Annotated in this window: 15 protein-coding genes; 4 read left to right on the plus strand and 11 right to left on the minus strand. The window is 68.4% G+C overall.

Annotation, left to right across the window (positions count from 1 at the left end):
* Nucleotides 1-20: 20 nt before the first annotated feature.
* The 11 genes from FQ142_RS00355 to FQ142_RS00405 form a co-directional block, all read right to left on the minus strand.
* On the minus strand, nt 21-2,909 hold the full coding sequence (locus FQ142_RS00355) for a beta-L-arabinofuranosidase domain-containing protein (RefSeq protein ID WP_262492001.1): 2,889 nt from the start codon (nt 2,907-2,909) through the stop codon (nt 21-23).
* On the minus strand, nt 2,879-4,321 hold the full coding sequence (locus FQ142_RS00360; protein WP_149421772.1) for an aminopeptidase P family protein: 1,443 nt from the start codon (nt 4,319-4,321) through the stop codon (nt 2,879-2,881). Before FQ142_RS00360 ends, FQ142_RS00355 begins: the two co-directional genes overlap by 31 nt.
* On the minus strand, nt 4,318-5,610 hold the full coding sequence (locus tag FQ142_RS00365; RefSeq protein WP_149421773.1) for an alpha/beta fold hydrolase: 1,293 nt from the start codon (nt 5,608-5,610) through the stop codon (nt 4,318-4,320). The genes FQ142_RS00360 and FQ142_RS00365 overlap by 4 nt, the downstream gene beginning before the upstream one ends.
* Entirely contained in the window at nt 5,607-6,521 is a 915-nt protein-coding gene (locus FQ142_RS00370) for an ATP-binding cassette domain-containing protein (protein WP_149421774.1), read from the minus strand. The genes FQ142_RS00365 and FQ142_RS00370 overlap by 4 nt, the downstream gene beginning before the upstream one ends.
* Entirely contained in the window at nt 6,518-7,483 is a 966-nt protein-coding gene (locus FQ142_RS00375; protein WP_149421775.1) for an ABC transporter ATP-binding protein, read from the minus strand. The genes FQ142_RS00370 and FQ142_RS00375 overlap by 4 nt, the downstream gene beginning before the upstream one ends.
* Nucleotides 7,480-8,478 carry an ABC transporter permease gene (locus tag FQ142_RS00380; RefSeq protein ID WP_149421776.1) on the minus strand — a complete coding sequence of 333 codons (999 nt, stop codon included), beginning with the start codon at nt 8,476-8,478 and terminating at the stop codon, nt 7,480-7,482. Before FQ142_RS00380 ends, FQ142_RS00375 begins: the two co-directional genes overlap by 4 nt.
* On the minus strand, nt 8,475-9,449 hold the full coding sequence (locus FQ142_RS00385; protein ID WP_149421777.1) for an ABC transporter permease: 975 nt from the start codon (nt 9,447-9,449) through the stop codon (nt 8,475-8,477). The genes FQ142_RS00380 and FQ142_RS00385 overlap by 4 nt, the downstream gene beginning before the upstream one ends.
* Nucleotides 9,450-9,451: 2 nt before the next feature.
* Nucleotides 9,452-11,152, minus strand: coding sequence for an ABC transporter substrate-binding protein (locus FQ142_RS00390; RefSeq protein ID WP_262492002.1), 1,701 nt, complete (start codon nt 11,150-11,152; stop codon nt 9,452-9,454).
* Nucleotides 11,153-11,342: 190 nt separating this feature from the next.
* Nucleotides 11,343-11,759: a hypothetical protein gene (locus FQ142_RS00395; RefSeq protein WP_056413971.1), complete on the minus strand. Its 417-nt coding sequence runs from the start codon at nt 11,757-11,759 to the stop codon at nt 11,343-11,345.
* Nucleotides 11,759-12,439 carry a DUF433 domain-containing protein gene (locus FQ142_RS00400; RefSeq protein WP_188042252.1) on the minus strand — a complete coding sequence of 227 codons (681 nt, stop codon included), beginning with the start codon at nt 12,437-12,439 and terminating at the stop codon, nt 11,759-11,761. Before FQ142_RS00400 ends, FQ142_RS00395 begins: the two co-directional genes overlap by 1 nt.
* A gap of 71 nt (nt 12,440-12,510) precedes the next feature.
* Nucleotides 12,511-13,029: a hypothetical protein gene (locus FQ142_RS00405; protein WP_149421780.1), complete on the minus strand. Its 519-nt coding sequence runs from the start codon at nt 13,027-13,029 to the stop codon at nt 12,511-12,513.
* Between the two features lie 263 nt (nt 13,030-13,292).
* Here FQ142_RS00405 and FQ142_RS00410 point away from each other — a divergent pair, with 263 nt between their 5' ends.
* The 4 genes from FQ142_RS00410 (at nt 13,293) to FQ142_RS00425 (ending at nt 18,378) form a co-directional block, all read left to right on the plus strand.
* Nucleotides 13,293-14,369 (plus strand): extracellular solute-binding protein, encoded by a 1,077-nt coding sequence (locus FQ142_RS00410; RefSeq protein WP_149421781.1) that lies wholly within the window; start codon nt 13,293-13,295, stop codon nt 14,367-14,369.
* A 43-nt stretch (nt 14,370-14,412) separates the two neighbouring features.
* Nucleotides 14,413-15,429: an ABC transporter ATP-binding protein gene (locus tag FQ142_RS00415; protein ID WP_149421782.1), complete on the plus strand. Its 1,017-nt coding sequence runs from the start codon at nt 14,413-14,415 to the stop codon at nt 15,427-15,429.
* Between the two features lie 181 nt (nt 15,430-15,610).
* Nucleotides 15,611-17,332: an ABC transporter permease gene (locus FQ142_RS00420; RefSeq protein WP_149421783.1), complete on the plus strand. Its 1,722-nt coding sequence runs from the start codon at nt 15,611-15,613 to the stop codon at nt 17,330-17,332.
* Nucleotides 17,329-18,378, plus strand: a complete 1,050-nt coding sequence (locus FQ142_RS00425; RefSeq protein ID WP_149421784.1) for a LacI family DNA-binding transcriptional regulator — start codon at nt 17,329-17,331, stop codon at nt 18,376-18,378. The genes FQ142_RS00420 and FQ142_RS00425 overlap by 4 nt, the downstream gene beginning before the upstream one ends.
* Nucleotides 18,379-18,442 lie beyond the last annotated feature (64 nt).

Consider the following 18,442-nt stretch of genomic DNA (forward strand, 5'->3'; position numbering starts at 1 on the left):
CCACGAAACGATCCGATCGGTCACGAGCCGTCACCCCGTGACGGCAGAATAAGCCTCTGACGGGCCTCTTCGTTGCCCGCGCGGTCGGTCGCCGCGAACTCGACGACCTGCTCCTCGTCGCTGAGCGCGCGAGTGAACGCCTCCTGGAACGTCGCCCAGAAGGTGCCGGGGCCCTCCCACTGGATGCGCTCGACCCCCGACACGTCGTCGGTCGCCGTGAGGGTGATCTCGACGCTGGATCCGAGACGGCGGACCGTGGCGCGGGAGACGGGGGCTCCCGTGTCGACCGCGAAGTCGCGAGCCGCATGGCCGGTGGCACCCGCGGCATCCGTCGCGCGCGCCCTGACCTGATGCTCGCCGTCGCCGGGCAGCGGGAAGGGCCCGGTGTACGGTATCCATCCGCCGTCGCCCACCGACACCTCGACCTGCAGGCCGCCGGCCCCGGCGAGATCGTCGGCCACGAGGGTGACCGTCGGCAGCTCGGTGAACCAGCCGGACGGCGCCGGGATGATGTCGGTCGCGATCGCGAGCGACGGCGCGAGGGGCGCCTGGGCCAGCGAGCGCGGGATGCTCCACTCGACCACGGGGATGCCGTCGGCGCCGACGCTCTCGACCCACGTCACCATGGCGGCATCGGTGTCGCGCACCGCGCCGCGGGGGTGCCCGCCGAGACCGTCGATGTCGGCGGCCGCGGCCGCCTCGAGCACCCGGATCAGCTCGGTCTGCGCGAGGAGTCCGTCGCGACGGGCAGCGCTCGCGGTCTCGCCGACCCGGTCGAGGAACGCGGCGCGGGTCTGCGGCGAGGGCTCACGCCACACGTCGTCGAGCAGCGACGAGCCGTCCTGCCGCAGACGCACCGGCACGTCGGTCCCGGCCCCGACGAACGCGATGTCGGCCCCCGACGCCCGCACGTACATGTGGTACCTGTCGTCGCTGCCCGTCCAGACGGGTTCGAAGCGCACCCCGGCGATGCGCACCGCGCCGTCGGCCCGCAGCGCGGCCTCGACGTCGGCGTCGGACTCGGCATCATCGGCACGCAGCGACCCGTCGAGGCGCCGTCGCTGCGTGAGCGGAAGATCGAGGGCGGTCGTCGCATCCGACCGGGCGACCAGCACCGACGGACCGAACTCGATCGATTGCAGCGTCGCGTCATCGGGTGTCGCCACGGCACGCAGCGAGGCGTGCGTCTCGATGCGGAGGACGTCGCCCGAGGTCCAGCGGCGACGCACCACCAGGTGGTCGCCTTCGACGGGAGCCGAGATCGTCTCGTCGCCGACGCGGAGGGTCGGGGCGCCGATCGCCCACTCGGGTACACGGATGCGCAGGGTCAGGGGCGTGCCGTCGACGAAGTCGTCGTCGCCGGCGATGCGCAGCTCGGTCGTGCCGCCGAAGGGCTGCGTCGTCTGCATCCGCACCGTCACGTGCTGCTCGCGCCAGTCGAGCGTGGCCGACACGAAGAGCGCGACCCAGAGCTCGTCGTCCGCATCGGCATCCGCCTCCGCCGCGGCGAAGAAGACGGTGTCCTGATACTTCACGTGGTTCTCGAGACCGGTGCCTCCGCAGCAGGTGCCGATGTTGTCGAACTCGGCGACCGCCCCGGGATTCACGGGGAACATGTACGCGACCTCGGGACTCGTGTCGGAGTCGACATCGCGGCGCGAGGCGAGGATGTGATTCAGCATCCCGCGCTCGTAGTAGGCGAGGAATCGCGCCTCGCGGGTGAGGGCGAACAGCTGTCGCGCGATCTTCAGCAGATTGTAGGTGGCGCAGGTCTCGGCGTTGCGATGCCCGATGTCGCCCGCGACGGTGTCAGGTGGACCCCACAGCTCGCTCTCGCCCGTGCCGCCGTGCGCGAAGGTGCGACCGGGCACGATGCGATCCCAGAGGCCGAGCACGGCGTCGAGGTAGCGGCGCTCGCCGGTGAGGTCGTATTCGTGGAGGTAGCCCAGCAGCTGCGGCAGGTGCTGGTTCGCGTGCATGTCGGTGAGCACGTCACGGCGGTCGGCGCCGGCCGCGAGCAGGTCGTCCTGGTCGAAGAGCCGTGCGACCTCGAGGAAGAGGGGCTCGTCGGCGACGACGCTCAACCGGGCCATCGTCTCGTTCATGCCGCCGTACTCTCCGGCGATGTACAGCGACCACATGCGCTGGATCCGCTCGTGGTCGAGTCGGGTCAGGCGGTGGGCCACCCAGTGGCCCATCGAGACGGCGATGTCGCGCGCCTCGGTGCTGCCGGTCAGCTCGTAGGCGTCGAGCAGGCCCGCCATGATCTTGTGCGTCGTGTAGTACGGCGCCCAGATCTCGCCGTACGGCGCGTAGTCCTCGAGTCGCGAGAACTGCCATTCGCCGTAGGCGGCGAGAAAGCCGGGGTGCGAGAACCGGCCGGTGGCGGCGAGGGTGCGCTGCACCTCGCCGAGCCCTGCGACGAACTCGTCGACCTTGGCGCGCAGCGTCTCATCGCGCTCCCCCGCGTAGGCGAGCGAGAGCATCGACAGGAAGTGACCGGCGTAGTGCCCGCGCAGCAGGTTCGCGGTCTGCGCGCTCTCCCGCCCGGGGTAGTCGCGCTCACCCCACGCCTGCTCGCGCGGGTGGCCGAAGTCCTCCCAGTTGCCGGGAGCCAGAGCGCCCCGGGTGTCGAGACCCGCGTTCGCGCGGAAGACGGCGAGCAGACGATCCACCGGATACACGCGCGCCAGGTGCAGCATCTGGTCGCGGGCTCGCGCGAAGACGCTGTCGTCGCCGAGGCGCACGCGATCGAGGGGGAAGGGCCGCAGCCGCGCGGACGAGAGGATGCCGGACGAACCCGTCGCTCCCCCGGCGCGGTCGGCCCGCCCTTCGACGCGGTCGGTCGCCGCGCCCCAGGCCATCGCGTTGCCCCGGATCATCGCGACGCCCACTGGCGCCGCGTCCACTCCTCGATGCCCGCGGCGTCGATGGGGAGGGCGTCGGAGAGCACGGCGGATCCGGTGGGGGTCACCAGGATGTCGTCTTCGAGGCGCACGCCGATGCCGCGCAGCTCGGGCGGCAGCGTCAGGTCGTGCGCGTGGAAGTACAGGCCGGGCTCGACCGTCATCACGACGCCCGGCTCGAGGTCGGCGCCCATGTAGTCCTCGTAGTGCGCCTGGCTGCAGTCGTGCACGTCGAGACCGAGGTGGTGGCCGATGCCGCACGCGAGGTAGCGCCGGTGCTGCTGCCCCTGCGGCGACAGCGCCTCGTCGACCGAGACCGGCAGCAGACCCCAGTCGTGCAGTCCCTGCGCGACGACCTGCATCGAGGCGAAGTGGAAGTCGAGGTAGGCGGTGCCGGGGCGGATCTGCGCGAGGCCCGCGCGATGCGCCTTCTCGACGAGGTCGTGCACCTCGCGCTGCGCCGTGCTGAACGATCCCCGGGCCGGCACCGTGCGCGTGACGTCGGCGGTGTAGAGCGAGCGGGCCTCGACGCCCATGTCGAGCAGCAGCGCCTGGTCGGGATGGATCGGGCCGTCGCAGCGCACCCAGTGCAGGATCGGCGCATGCGCACCCGAACCGACGATGGTCGAGTATCCGGGACCGTTGCCGTGCGTGCGCGCGTGCCGGTCGAAGGTGCCCTGCAGCCAGCGCTCACCGAGACCGTCCGAGATCGCGCGCGGGATCTCGGCGACCACCGCGGCGAAGCCCGAGACCGTCGCATCGATCGCCAGCCGCAGCTGACCGATCTCCCAGTCGTCCTTCACCATGCGCAGGCGCGAGAGGGTGCGCTCGAGATCGGCCGAGACCTCGAGGTCGTGCGCGGCGGCCAGAGCCCCGGCCGAGCGGGCGGCGAGCGCACCGCGCAGATCTGCGGCGCGGGCAGGCAGCGCCTCGAGGGGCTCGACCGTCACCTGCAGCTCGTCCGCCCATTCCGCGAGGCCCGCCGACGGGCCGACCCAGAGCTCGCCGTGCAGCGCATCACTGAAGAACCCGTCGTCGCCGGGGCGGAAGGGCACGGGCATGTAGAGCACAGCGTCGTGACCGCCCGGGCGGGCCCACATCACGAGGGTGGCCTCTTCGGTCTGGCATCCCGTCGCCCAGACGAAGCTGCTGTCGGCACGGAATCCGTACGAGGAGTCGTCGTTGCGCACCGGGGCGATTCCCGAGCTCAGCACGAGGGTCGTGCCCGGCATGGCCGCGCTCAGTCGTTCGCGATGCGCGGCCGCGGCCTGCGCGCTCCCCTGCGGCAGGTCGGGACGCGTCGGGACGTCGTCCCACCCCTGCGCGATGAACTCGCGGAAGGCGGGGATCTGCGCCAGCCTCGGATAGCGGGTTCCCGCAAACGGCGGGCGTGTTCCGGTGGTCGTCTCGGTCATGCGCGCTCTCCTCCGCAGTCTCTGACGAGTTCTCTCAGCCGCGTCAGCGTGCGGCCCGAGGAGATCCCGTCGTGTTCGTATTCGTTCGTCACCCAGTACTGCGAGGCGCCGACACCCGTCAGGGTCTCGAGCTGCAGACCGGCGTCGACGTACATGTCGTCGAAGTAGACGACCGCGGCCACCGGCACCTCGTTGCGCTGCAGAGCGGCACGGTCGTAGAGGGACGACCAGTCGGTCTTCGCGGCGAGCTGGTCGACCGCGGTGCGGAAGCCGCGCAGCAGTCGCACCTCGTCGAACATCCAGGGGAACGCCATCTCGCCGGTGAACAGCATCGGCCGACGCGTCTCGTCGAACTGCGGGCGCCGCTCGCGCTCGGCCTGCGCCGCCCACGCGGTCGCACCGCTCTGCTCGTCGCCGTAGATCGATTCCTGCAGGGTCCAGAACAGGGGGTTGCCGGCGCTCGACGACAGCGTCATCACGTCCTGCAGGAACGCCGTCGACAGCTGCCCTGGGCGCACGAAGGCCTTCTCGACCAGCCAGTGCAGACGTTCCAACCCCGGCTTCATGCCGAAGTCGATGCCCAGGGACTGAAAACGGCGCACCGTCAGCAGGTCGCCGTCGGGCAGGCGCACGTCGCCCTCCGCCAGCCGGTCGGCGATCCGCGCGACGGCGGCCTCGTCGTCGGGGAAGCGGCGGTAGAACTCGGCCGTCTTGGTCTCGACCCGCTCGAACGTGCGGCGGTAGACCTCGCTCGCCCGCGGCGGCATGCCGGGCACTCCGCCGCACACGTAGCTCGCCGTCAGCCCCCCGGGGGCGAACGACAGGTAGGTCATGGTGATCCAGCCGCCGAAGCTCTGCGCGAGAGTCGCCCAGCGTCGGCCGTCGTACAGGTCGGTGCGCACGTGCTCGAGATCGCGCACGATCGAATCCGCACGGAAGCAGGCCAGGTACTCGCCCCCCTCATCGCCGCGCTCGGCGACGATCGCGGCATCCAGCGGCGTGCTGAGTCCCGTGCCCCGCTGATCGACGAGCACCACGCGGTAGTCGCGCAGCGCCTCGTCGATCCAGCCGTCACGACCGAGCGGTCGGGGGTTCGCGCCGCCGGGTCCGCCCTGCAGATAGGTGAGGAGCGGACGATCGGCGGTGTCGGCCTCGGGGTCGACGAGCTCGCGCACGAACAGCTCGATGGTCTCGCCGTCGGCGGCGTTCCAGTCGAGGGGCACCGTCGTGCGGTACTCACGGACGCGGATGCCGGGCAGCATGTACTGCGTCGTCGGCGTGCGGGTCATCGGGTCTCCTCCGTGGGCGGCTCGGCGGTCGCGGCGGGCACGGCATCCGGCACCGCATCCGGCATCCGCCCCGCACGTGCGGCCTCGGCCGCACGGCGCCGCGCGTCCCACTCGGGGTTGATGCGCGGCACCGCCTTGAGCAGCGTCTTCGTGTACTCGTGCTCCGGACGCTCGAAGATCGCATCGCGCAGGCCCGTCTCGACGATCGCGCCCTGCGACATCACAGCCACCCGGGTGGCGATCTGGCGCACCACGGCCAGGTCGTGCGCGATGAAGAGGTAGCCGAAGCCCTCGTCCGACTGCAGGTCGCGCAGCAGGTTGATGACCTGCGCCTGCACCGACACGTCGAGCGCCGACACCGCCTCGTCGCAGATGACGAGTTTCGGTCGCACGGCCAGGGCCCTGGCGATGCCGATGCGCTGCGCCTGACCGCCCGAGAATTGCGCGGCGTAGCGCTCGGAGTGCATCGGATCGAGACCGACGCGCTCCATCAGCTCGCGGGTGAAGGCGCGCGCGCCGCCGGGGATCTTGCGCCCCTGATAGACGAGCGGCGCCGTCACCAGGCGTTCGACCGTGTGCTTGGGGTTCAGCGACGAGTACGGATCCTGGAAGATCACCTGCACGGCTCCGCGGAACTCCCGCAGCTCGCCGCCCTTGGCGCGGGTCACGTCGGCGCCCTCGAACTCGAGCTTTCCGCTGGTGGCGTCCATCAGGCGGGCGACGAGTCGCGCGGTCGTCGACTTGCCCGATCCCGACTCGCCGACCACGGCGAGCGTCTCGCCGCGGTGCACCTCGAGCGAGACCTCGTCGACGGCGCGGAACGTCTTCGCCCTGCCCAGGGGGCCGGCGGATCCCGTCGCGAACTCCTTCACCAGATCGGTGCCGCGGAACAGCGGCGTCTCGGTGGTCATCGTGTGCTCCTCCCGGTGCCCGGCACCGCACTGTCGTGGGGCAGCGTGATCTCAGTGGTGCGCAGCACCCCGATCTCGTCGTCGATGCGCGGCACCGCATCGAGCAGCCGCCGGGTGTAGTCGGCCTGCGGGTCGCTGAAGACCTGCTCGACCGACCCGCGTTCGACGGTCTCGCCCGCACGCATCACGACGATCTGGTCGGTGACCTCGCTCACGACGGCGAGGTCGTGGGTGATGAGGATGAGCCCTGCCCCGGTCTCGCCGCGGATCTCGTCGAGCAGATCCAGGATCTGCGCCTGCACCGTCACATCCAGCGCGGTGGTCGGCTCGTCGGCGATGATCAGGTCGGGTTCCATGCTCAGCGCCATGGCGATCATGATGCGCTGGCGCATGCCGCCCGAGAACTGGTGCGGGTAGTGGTCGACGCGACGGGCGGCGTCGCGGATGTGCACCCGCTCCATGGCCTCGATCGCGACCGCCCGTGCCTGCCGCCGCGAGACGCCGCTGCGGTGCGAGAGGTAGGCCTCGGCGATCTGCGTGCCGACCCGGTAGTACGGGTTCAGCGACGACAGCGGATCCTGGAAGATCATCGCAATGCGGTCTCCACGGACCCGACGCTTCTCGCGCTCGGGCATGCCGAGCAGCTCGGCGCCGTCGAAGCGCACCGACCCGGTAGCCGTGCCGCCCTTCGGCAGCAGGCCCATGATCGCGAGGCTCGTCATCGACTTGCCCGATCCCGACTCGCCGACGATGCCGAGCGCGCCGCCCCGCGGCACGTCGAACTCGAGGTTCTTCACGACGTTCACAGGCCCCTGCGCGGTGCGGAACGAGACGGTGAGATCGCGCACCGACAGCAGCGGACCGCTGCCGGTGCCGCTCTCGGGTGCGGTGCCGCTCTCGGGCGCGGTGCCGCTCGACACCGCCGTAGCGTCCGGAGATCCGGTGTTCTCGGTGCCGCTCATGCGGATGCCCCCGTTCTGACGCGCGGATCGATGGCGGTGTAGAGCAGATCGACGACCATGTTGCCGATGATCACGAAGAACGCCGACAGCAGGGTGACGGCCATGATGACCGGCTGGTCGTTGGCGGTGATCGAGTCGGCGGTGAGCTTGCCGACGCCATTGAGGCCGAACACCGTCTCGGTGATCACGGCGCCGCCGAGCAGGCCCGCGACATCCATCCCGAAGATCGTGACGATCGGGGTCAGTGCCGGGCGCAGCGCGTGGCGACGCCAGACGAGCCCGGGCTGCAGACCCTTCGCCCGCGCGGTGCGCACGAAGTTCTCCTGCAGGGTGTCGATCACGTTGGCGCGGGTGAGGCGCGTGTAGACCGCCGCGTAGCCGACCGCGAGCACGATCCACGGGAGGATGAAGTTGAGGAACCACCGGCCGGGATCATCCGCGAACGCCACCGCCTGCGGGAACGGCAGCCAGCCGAGCGCCACCACGAAGATGAACTGCAGGGCGAGGGCGAGCACGTAGTTCGGGATCGACATCGAGCCGAGCGTGAGTCCCGCGAAGAAGCGGTCGAGGAACTTGCCCTCCTTCACCGCGCTGAGCACACCGGCGGCCACGCCGCCGAGCAGCCAGAGCACCGCCGCGCCGATCGCGATCGTCGCGGTGATGGGCAGTCGCTGGACGATCATGTCGCCGACGAGCTGGCTGGTCTGGAACGAGTAGCCCAGGCACGGAGCCGCGCACTCGACGGCGGCACCGGCGACCTCGAACGTGCGGCCGGTGAAGAGACCGCCGAGGTAGCCCCAGAACTGGGTCCAGAACGGCTGGTCGAGTCCGAGGTTCACCCGGATCTGATCGATGCGCTCGGGCGTGCAGTTCTTGCCGCAGATCTGCACGGCGGGGTCGGCCGAGAGCAGGAAGAAGATCGCGTAGGTGAACAGGGTCACCAGGAACAGCACGATGATCATGCCGAGCAGGCGGGAGCCGACGATGCGGATCATGAGCGGGCCTCCCCACTGGTGGCGATGGTGCGGATGCGGTCGCCCAGCGTCGTGAACGAGAGCACCAGGAGGAAGAGGAACGCCCCGGGGATCACGAAGTACATCGGGTCGACGGCGTACCACGGGGTCGCGGCGGCGATCATCTGGCCCCAACTCGGGGTCGGCGGGACGACGCCGACGCCGAGGAACGACAGCCCGGCCTCGGTGCCGATGTAGCCGGGGACCGCGAGGGTCGCCATCACGATGATGGTGGACTGCAGGTTGGGCAGGATCTCGCGGAAGATGATCCGCACGCTGGTCGCACCCGACGCCTTGGCGGCCTCGACGAACTCCCGCTCCTTGAGCGAGAGGGTCTGCGAGCGCACGATGCGGGCGAGATACGGCCAGCCGAACAGCGAGATGACGACGACGAGAAGGAAGACGCGGTTGTCGGCGGGGAGCGCCGACAGGATCGCGATCATGAAGATGAGGGCGGGGAACGCCATCAGGAACTCCATGACGCGCGAGATGACGAGGTCGACGAGCCCGCCGAAGTAGCCGGCGAGCAGGCCCATCACGACGCCGATCACCGTGGTGAGCAGCGTCGCCGACAGGGCGACGGTCATCGAGACGCGAGCGCCGTAGGCGATGCGGGCGAAGATGTCGCGGCCGCTGCCGGGCTCGACGCCGAACCAGTGCTCGGCGCTGATGCCGCCGAAGGGTCCGATCGGGATCGCCCCGAGGTTGGGGTCGATGGCCGACTGGTCGAACTTGTACGGCCCCCATCCGCTCAGCATCGTCAGCAGCGGCGCGAAGATCGCCATCAGGATGATGAGCAGGATGTAGGTGCTGGAGAGCATGGCTCCCCAGTCGGTCAGGAACGCGCGGAGCAGCCGCCGGCCAGAGGCCGGGGGTGACTCCAGTGTCGTGTCGAGACTGGAGTCACCCGCCGGCGTGGCTTCGGACTCGAGCGATGTCGAGCTGAAGGTCATGCTCAGCCCTTCGAGGGGTCCTTGAGACCGATGATCGTCAGGTCCGTCAGGTTGGTGCTCGGGTAGTAGCCGGCGATGTTCTCACCGGGCAGGAAGATGCCCTTGCTGAACACGAGCGGCGCCACGGGCGAGAGCCCCATGATCTGCTCGTCGAGGTCACCCCAGGCGGTCTTCGCCTCATCGACGTCGGTCATCGCGGTGATCTCGTCGATGCGGTCGTTGATGGCCGGGTCGTTGATCTGGGCGAGGTTGGAGTTGCCCTTCTCGAAGATGTTCCGTCCGTCGAACAGCGGCGGGATGATCGTGCTGGCGCTCGAGGCCCAGTCCGGGCACCATCCGGTGATCGCGGCGTCGTTCTGCTGCGAGGGGGTGCCGATCGTCTCGTAGTAGATCGAGGTGTCGATGACGTTGAGGTTCACCGTGATGCCGAGCGGCTCGAGAGCCTGCTGGATCGCCTCGGCCTGGCCCTGCATGAGCGGCTGCGAGCGGATGTCGAGGGTGAACTCGAATCCGTCCGAGAGACCCGCCTCGTCGAGCAGCTCCTGCGCCTTCTCGGTGTCGCCCTTGTCGCCCTCGCTCTCCCAGAGGTTGAAGTCCTTGAAGCTCGAGACCACCGGCGGGATGATCGTGTACGCCGGGTCGGCGAGCTGCGTGCCGCCCGAGGCGTTGACGAGTGCCGAGCGGTCGATCGCCCAGTTGATCGCGTTGCGGACGTTGACATCGTCGAACGGCGCCTTGGTGGTGTTCATCGACATGTAGGTGGTGCAGAAGGCGTCGGCGGTGATCGCGCGGTCCTTCAGCTGGGGCGTCTGCAGACGCGGCAGGCTCGCCGCGCTGACCGTGCCGGCGATGGCGTTCTGGTCGTCGCTCTGACCGGCGATCATGCGCTCGTCGATCGTGGCGGGGTCGATGCCGATCTCGAACTCCCAGGAGTCGGGGTAGGCCTTGCGCACGTCATCCGTCTTGTCGTCCCAGTACTCGTTGCGCTCGAGCACGATCGAGCTGCCGGGGGTGTACTCGGCGAGCGTGTAGGGGCCCGAGGCGATGACGTCCTTGATGAACTCGTCGCCGGCGCCGGTGCCCTCGGGGAAGGGGACGGCGTTGGGCTGCGCGAGCACGTTGTCGAACTCGGGGAACGGCTTCTTCAGGTGGAAGACGATGGTCTTGTCGTCGGGCGTCTCGATCGTGGGCAGGTCGCCCGTGACGTACGGGCCCTGGTAGCCCTCGGGGGCGTCGATGACCTGACGCAGGTAAGGCGAGCCGATGCCGACCTGGGGGTCCCACGAGCGCGAGATGCCGAACTTCATCGCCTCGGACGTGATGGGGGTGCCATCGTCGAAGAAGATGTCGTCCTTGAGCGTGTACGTCCAGGTCAGGCCGTCGTCCGACGCCTCGCCGAGCTTCTCGGCGAGATCGGGCACGATCTTGTTCGGGTCGTCGGCGTCACCGGCGGCCTGCATGGTGAGGCCGCGGTAGATGAGGCGGTAGAACGCGTTGACGCCGCCGTCGAACCCACGGGACGGGTCGAGGTACGAGAAGTCGGCGTTCTGCAGCATGTGCACGGTGCCGCCCTTCTCGGGGGTGCCACCCGTGCCGGGCTGGGAGGCGTCGGAGCCGCCTCCGCCGGCAGAGCAGCCGGTGATGAGCAGAGCGGATGCGGCGGCCACGGCGATGAACCCGGGGAGCCTCTGAGATGCGGTCACGAGACCAGACCTTTCTGTCGTTAGCGCCATTGCGAATGGTTTCCATAGAACCCCATGACAGTGCAATGTACAACTGTACTGGTGAGACTTTTTTAGCCGAGGTTCGAGAGGAGTGGCGATCTTGTAACAGGATCGTCACGCGGGGAGATGCGGATCTGTGTCTGAGTTTCGCCTGCTGACCTGGGGTAGATCAAGCCTCACCGAGGCGCATCGGGCGTGGGCCTGTCACGTTCAGCGAAAGCGCCCACGGCCCGGCTCCTCGTTTGATGATCTCCCGGACGATCCGCTCTTCATGCCGCAGGAACAGAGCAGCCTGCTCGTCCGGTCGCATGTCTCGCTTGGCGCCTATCCACACGGAACGGATTCCATGCTCGCGGTAGGCCGCCAACTCGGCGGGCCGAGTGCGGATGCGTCTGTCACGTGTCACGACGATGAATCCCAGGGCACCGACGATCGGCATCCACTCGAGATCCAGAGAACCGAGCGGCACTTCAGGTAGATCCGGATGCCCGGGAGACAGAAAGTCCTTGCGCCCGGAACGCCGAAGCACCTTCGCCAGGCCCAGCGTGTTCTCGTCCGCGAAGTAGACCGGCGAGAACGGCGTCATCAGGCTGCTCGGTCGCTGCCGACGATCAGTTCGAAGCGCAGTGCTTCGTCGACCTGGTCGAGAGTCAGTTCGTAGAGGTCAGCGAGCTCGTCTCGCGAACTCCCGGCCTTGAAGTCTCCGGCGAGGATCTCTGTGCGCACATTGCGCACAGCGGGCTGCCCGAAAGTGCGCGCAGGATCCATCACCACGAACGGAGTCCGGGGGTCGGGTCGGATGCTGCCTGCGGCGCCGTCGACGTAGTGCACCGCGTCGCTGAATCGTTCGGTCGCCGCGGTGAGCATGCTCTGGCCGTTACGCACCACCACGAGTTGGAGGGACCGGTCCAGTCCGACCTGTTCCTGAACGATCTGCACGAGCTCTCGCCCTTCGACTTCGAGGAACGGCTGCGCGAGCGCGAGTGGGTAACGTCCGAACCGCTCTCGAAGCTGCTCGATCGCCGGACGCAGTTTCTGAACGGTGACGTCGCGGCTTCGGAACTCGGCAAGGAGTCGGGCTTCGACCATCTCGCCCCAGGTGACGACCTCGGTTCCCGTCGAGGCTTCGCGAAGGATCGGCTCGCAGAACTTCCCCGCCCTGGTGTACCCGTCGAGCCAGCGTCGAGCAGTCCCCCCGTGCAGACCGACGAGGCGATCGACATCCGAGTAGGAGTAGATCGCCCTGTCGAGCATCGAAGTGGTCATGGCGTCAATCATGACAGCCCCGGTGGCGAGCGCGCGGATTGCGCGGGTCGGAGAACTGCCGACACCCACCATCAGCTCGGCGCCACCACGAGCATGCCTGTTTCGTCGCGGGCCCAGGTGAGGTTCGAGCTGTCGCGGAAGCGCATGCCGGCGATGGTGCGCTTCTTCGACTTCGTCACAGGCCGGATCTCTTCGTCGAACGAGCGGAGTCTCGACGCGAACTCCCAGGCATACGCCTCGGAACTCTCTTCGAGGTAGTACGCACCCGGCGGCAGGATCGTCAGCTCGATCGGACGCCGCTCGGTCCCGCTCGCACCGGTCACTCTCACCGTGACGTCGTAGATCGCCTGCTCCGAGGAGTTCACGACGACGGCGCCGTATGCCTTCGCCTCGTCGTCGACGATGCGCGACGCAACCCACGCGAAGACCTGGCTGGCCTGGGTCTGCCTCTCTCGAGCGGCAGAGCTCTCGTCGCGCTTTGCTTCGACGGCGAACAGTCGCCCCGCGTGCTTGGCGCCGAGGATCGCTGCGATGAGCGCGCCGATTGCAGTGAGGGCGGTGATGACGTCTGCGAGAGATCCGAGTTGCACGGGACGACGGTATCCACCCTCGAACCCGTCGTGGCAGCGGACGCGCTGTCGCGAGACGCAGTACTCCGGCATACCTCCACCCACGCACGCGGCAGGTGCGGCCCGGAACTGTTCACCTTCACGCGCTCGTCCGTTCACTTTGACGACCTATCTTGAGTGCGGTCGCGCGAACGCGGCCAAGAATCCGACAGATCGTTGTATGTGAACCACAAAGTCGGGGTACAGTCATTCCAGGCATACCTCGATGACGAGAAAGGGCGACCATGGTCGACATCCGAAAGAAGCGCTGGTCTCTGCTGGGAATCGCTGCGGTGGCGGCCGTGACCCTGACCGGATGCGCGGGCGGCAGCACCGACGCCGAGGGCGGCTCGGGCGAGGGCGGATCCGATGCGACGCTCATCGTCTACACGAACTCCAACAGTGACGGCCGTGGCGAGTGGATCACCGAGAAGGCCGCGGATGCCGGGATCGACATCGAGATCGTGGGACTCGGCGGCGCCGACCTCACCAACCGCATCATCGCGGAGAAGAACAACCCCGTCGGCGACGTCGTCTTCGGCCTGAACAACATGTTCTTCGAGCAGCTGAAGTCCGAAGAGGCGATCACCGCCTACGAGCCGAAGTGGAGCGGTGAGGTCCCCGCCGATGCGGGCGACCCGGCCGACGGTGTCTTCTGGCCCCTCGTCGAGCAGGCCATCGTCACCGTCTACGACGAGAACAAGATCACCGACGCCCCCTCCGACGAGGAGGACCTCTGGACCGACGAGAAGTACGCGGGTCGCTACGAGGTCAACCCGGCGCTCGGCCAGGCGACCCCGCAGCTCGTGCTCGCCAGCATCCTCTCGCGTCACCTCGACGAAGACGGCGACCTCGGCGTCAGCGACGAGGGCTGGGATCTCGTGAAGTCGTACTACGAGAACGGCTCGCCCGCGGTCGAGGGCACCGACCTCTACGCCCGCATCACGCGTGACGAGATCGACTACGGTGTGATCCCGTCGAGCGGCATCGCGGCCCGCGACGAGGAGTACGGCACGAAGACCGGCATGATCGTTCCCGACTACGGCGTGCCGTACGTCACCGAGCAGATCGCGCAGATCAACGGCACCGGCAACGAGGCCAAGGCCCAGGAGTTCATCGACTGGTTCGGCAGCGCCGAGGTGCAGGGCGAGTTCGCCACCGAGTTCAACTCGATGCCCGTCAACGAGGGCGCGGTCGACAAGGCCAACCCCGAGGTCGTCGAGCTCATGGGCACCCTCGACCGTCAGGACATCGACTTCGGCTTCGTGAGCGAGAACCTCGGTGCGTGGGTCGAGAAGGTCACGCTCGAGTACATCGGCTGAGCGACAGCCACCCGAGAATCACGAACACGACCGGAAAAGACACATGATCCGTTTCGAAGATGTCGAGGTCTCATTCGGCGATCACCGTGCGGTCTCGCACCTCGATCTGGAGATCCGGGAGGGTGAGTTCTTCACCCTCCTGGGTCCCTCCGGATGCGGCAAGACCACGGCCCTTCGGTCCCTCGCCGGGTTCGTCGAGCCGACCGCCGGACGCATCCTGATCGGCGGGCGCGACGTCACGCGCGTGCCCAGCGAGAAGCGCGGCGTGGGCATGGTGTTCCAGAACTACGCGCTGTTCCCCAGCATGAACGTGCGCGAGAACATCGCGTTCGGCCTCTCGATCCAGAAGACGACGAAGGCCGAGCAGCGCCGCCGCGTCGACGAGATCGCCGACCGCACCGGCCTCGCGCTCTCGCAGCTCGAGAAGAACGTGTCAGAGCTCTCGGGCGGACAGCAGCAGCGCGTGGCGATCGCCCGCGCGCTGGCGCTGACCCCCAGCATCCTGCTGCTCGACGAGCCGCTGTCGAACCTCGACGCCAAGCTGCGCGTGCAGCTGCGCGAACAGCTGAAGGACCTGCAGCACGAGGTCGGTGTGACCACCGTCTACGTCACGCACGACCAGGAGGAGGCACTCACCCTCAGCGACCGCATCGCCGTCCTGGATGCCGGAACTCTGCAGCAGGTGGGCACGCCCGAGGAGATCTACGACCGCAGCGCGACGCCGTTCGTCTGCCGCTTCATCGGCGAGAACAACCGCCTCAGCCCCGCGCAGATCACGAGCCTCGGCGGCGGACTCGACGCCACGGCCGAGAGCTACGTGCGGCCCGAGAAGCTGCACCTCGCCGAGGCCGGCGAGGCGTCGGCCGCATCCGCCTCGCTCGCCGGAACCATCGTCGACCGCACGTACCACGGCAGCCACAGCGTCTACACGGTCACCGCCGAAGATGCTCCGCTGCGCGTCAGCGTGCCCGCCGCGGCGAGCGCCCGCCAGTGGAACCCGGGCGACGCCGTGCGCGTCGACATCGACCCGCACTGGATCCTGCAGTACCCGGCGGCGTGACATGTCGGATGCGCAGAAGCCCCAGAACCCCTCGAGCTCTCACAACCACACAGACCCCGCGGTCCCGCCCTCCGCAGCCGTGACCGGAGATGCCGGCTCCCTGACGACCCACGCGGTCGTCGAGGGTCAGACGGCGGGACCGCGGCCCCGCAAGCGCGGACGACCGGGCAGCGTGAAAGCGATGCTCCGTTCCCCGCTCGCGTGGATCACCGGCATCATCGTGATCTGGTTTGCCGCGGCATTCCTGGTACTGCCGAACGCCGCCCTGCTCGGGGTCACGTTCTTCCCCGACGGGCAGTTCAGCATCCGCGCCGTCGAGAAGCTGTTCGGCAGCGAGCGAGCGCTGAAGACGCTCGGCAACAGCTTCCTGCTCGCGATCACCCTGTCGATCACGGTCAACGTGGTCGGTGTGTTCATCGTGCTGGTGACGAAGTACTTCCAGGTGCGCGGCGCGAAGATCCTCTGGCTCGGCTACGCGACGACGCTCATCTACGGCGGCATCGTGCTGGCCGCCGGCTACAACTTCATTTACGGCCGGTTCGGGTTCTTCACGAACATGATGGTCAACGTCTGGCCCGACCTGGACCGCGACTGGTTCTCGGGGTACTTCGCCGTGGTCTTCGTGATGACGTTCGCGACCACGACGAACCACATGCTGTTCCTCTCCTCGTCGCTCGGCAAGGTCGACTACGCGTCGATCGAGGCGGCGAAGCTCATGGGCGCCTCGACCTGGACGATCCTGCGCCGCATCGTGCTGCCGGTCATGAAGCCGATGCTGTTCGCGGTCACGGTGCTCACTTTCCTCATCGGACTCGGGGCGCTGACCGCGCCGCTCGTGCTCGGCGGGCCCGACTTCCAGACCGTCGCGCCGCTGATCATCGACCTCTCCCGCAGCCCCATCACGCGTGACATCGCGGCCCTGCTGGCGATCGTGCTCGGCATCGCGACGATCATCCTGCTCGCGATCATGAACCGCTTCGAGAAGTCCGGCGTGTACTTCTCGGTCGCGAAGGTGGCGACGCCGATCCAGAAGCAGCGGATCCGCAACCCGTTCGCGAACGTCGTCGTGCACGTCGTCGCGTACCTGCTGTGGGTGATCTACCTGATCCCCGTGGTGCTGATCGTGATCTTCTCGTTCGTCGATGCGCGCAGCATCCTCGCCGGTTCCATCACCCTCGACAGCTTCACGCTCGACAACTACATCACCGTGTTCTCGAGCGCCGAGGCGATCCGTCCGTTCATCGTCAGCGTGGTCTACAGCGCGCTGGCATCGCTCATCGTGGTCGGCGGCCTGCTGTTCGTGGCGCGGATGCTGCAGAAGCACCGCAACCTGCTGACCACCGCGATCGAGTACGTGCTGCACATCCCGTGGATCCTGCCGATCGTGCTGATCGCGCTCGCCCTCGTGACCGCCTTCGACGAGCCGCGGGCGATCGTGGGCGGCATCGTACTCACCGGCACGCCGATCCTGCTGCTCGTCGCGTACATCTGCGTGAAGATCCCGTTCACCCTGCGCCTGCTCAAGGCCGGGTTCGCGTCCGTGCCCGATTCGCTCGAAGACGCCTCCCGCATACTCGGGGCGAAGTCGCTGACGACGTTCCGTCGGGTGCTGATCCCGCTCGTGCTGCCGACCGCGGCGGCGATCACGGCGCTGAACTTCAACAGCCTGCTCGACGACTACGACGCGGCGATCTTCCTCTACCACCCGCTGTTCAAGCCGCTCGGTGTGGCCATTCAAGAGAGCACGCGGGGAGAGAACAACCTCGACGCGATGCCGATCACGTTCGTCTACACAGTGCTGCTGATGATCATCATGGGTGTCACCATGTATCTCGTGTATGGACGAGGTTCGCGCGCCGGAGCGCCCCGCAAGGTTCGCGCGACAAAGAAGGCGCGCGCGTGAGTTCGTCGTCGTCGTCTCTGTCTTCGGAGCCTGGCGGGCCGGGGCTGCGCGTCACGGTCAGTGATGTGGCCGCGGCGGCCGGGGTCTCCCGGGCAACCGCGACCAGGGCGCTGAAGGGCGAGGGGCGATTCGCTCCCGAGACCCAGGAACGCATCCTCGCTGAGGCCGAGCGCCTCGGATACGTGCGCAACACGATGGCCGCCGAGCTCGCCGCCGGCCGCACCGGCACCGTCGGGCTGATGCTGCGCGATGCGAGCAACCCCGCGTATGGACTGCTGTTCTCGCGGCTGCAGGACGAGGCGCATCGTCGCGGACTCGACCTGGTGACCGTGACGATCGGTGCCGACGTGCAGGGCGCCGAGCAGGTCAACGCGCTGCACCGGCTGCTCGGCATGCGCGTGGCGGGACTCATCGTCGCGACCGGGGGCATCACGGCCGCGCAGCTCGAGCCGTTCGCCGACCAGGTGCCGATCGTGCGCGCGGGTCGCGTCGAGACGGCGTCGGGGATCCACACCGCGCACTACGACGATCCGGAGCATGGGCGGATGCTGGCCACGCATGTCCTGTCGCTCGGGCACCGGAACGTGGTCGTGCTCTCGGGCGCTTCTGATGTGTCGTTCGCGGAGCATCTGCGGGCGTCGGCGATGCGCGAGACGCTGGTCGCCGGCGGGGCGTCGGTCACGCTGCTGTCTGCGGGCGCCGCCCCGACCGAGGGGGTCGAGGAGGCGCTGGCTGCCGTGAGCGATGGCGCCACGGCCGTGATGTGCGCGTCGGACTATCGACAGCTCGCGGTCATGCGCGCGTCGCGTGCTGCGGGGCTGTCGGTGCCAGGCGATGTGAGCGTCACGGGGTGCGACGGTATCCTTCCCGGCGCCGACCTGCTGGGGCTGACCACGCTGCGCATTCCTGTCGAGTCCGTTGCCGCGGCCGCCGTGGAGACGATGCAGCGGCTGCTGAGTCTCGACGCTGATTCTGATTCTGATTCCACCGTCAGGCAGGCGTTCGTCGGAACGCTGGTGCCCGGCACGACGGCCGCGGCCGCCTGACTTTTCTGTACCTGTACGCCGTCTCACTGGAAGAGAAATGATCCTCACCGAACACTCTCGCCCA

The sequence above is a fragment of the Microbacterium sp. ANT_H45B genome (genome assembly GCF_008369345.1).
Classification (GTDB): Bacteria; Actinomycetota; Actinomycetes; order Actinomycetales; family Microbacteriaceae; genus Microbacterium.

Excerpts from the sequence above, each read along its gene's own strand:
- FQ142_RS00360 (WP_149421772.1), bottom strand. The coding sequence starts at position 4,321 with ATGACCGAGACGACCACCGGAACACGCCCGCCGTTTGCGGGAACCCGC.
- FQ142_RS00365 (WP_149421773.1), bottom strand. The coding sequence starts at position 5,610 with ATGACCCGCACGCCGACGACGCAGTACATGCTGCCCGGCATCCGCGTC.
- FQ142_RS00370 (WP_149421774.1), bottom strand. The coding sequence starts at position 6,521 with ATGACCACCGAGACGCCGCTGTTCCGCGGCACCGATCTGGTGAAGGAG.
- FQ142_RS00375 (WP_149421775.1), bottom strand. The coding sequence starts at position 7,483 with ATGAGCGGCACCGAGAACACCGGATCTCCGGACGCTACGGCGGTGTCG.
- FQ142_RS00380 (WP_149421776.1), bottom strand. The coding sequence starts at position 8,478 with ATGATCCGCATCGTCGGCTCCCGCCTGCTCGGCATGATCATCGTGCTG.
- FQ142_RS00385 (WP_149421777.1), bottom strand. The coding sequence starts at position 9,449 with ATGACCTTCAGCTCGACATCGCTCGAGTCCGAAGCCACGCCGGCGGGT.
- FQ142_RS00395 (WP_056413971.1), bottom strand. The coding sequence starts at position 11,759 with ATGACGCCGTTCTCGCCGGTCTACTTCGCGGACGAGAACACGCTGGGC.
- FQ142_RS00400 (WP_188042252.1), bottom strand. The coding sequence starts at position 12,439 with ATGACCACTTCGATGCTCGACAGGGCGATCTACTCCTACTCGGATGTC.
- FQ142_RS00410 (WP_149421781.1), top strand. The coding sequence starts at position 13,293 with ATGGTCGACATCCGAAAGAAGCGCTGGTCTCTGCTGGGAATCGCTGCG.
- FQ142_RS00415 (WP_149421782.1), top strand. The coding sequence starts at position 14,413 with ATGATCCGTTTCGAAGATGTCGAGGTCTCATTCGGCGATCACCGTGCG.
- FQ142_RS00420 (WP_149421783.1), top strand. The coding sequence starts at position 15,611 with ATGCTCCGTTCCCCGCTCGCGTGGATCACCGGCATCATCGTGATCTGG.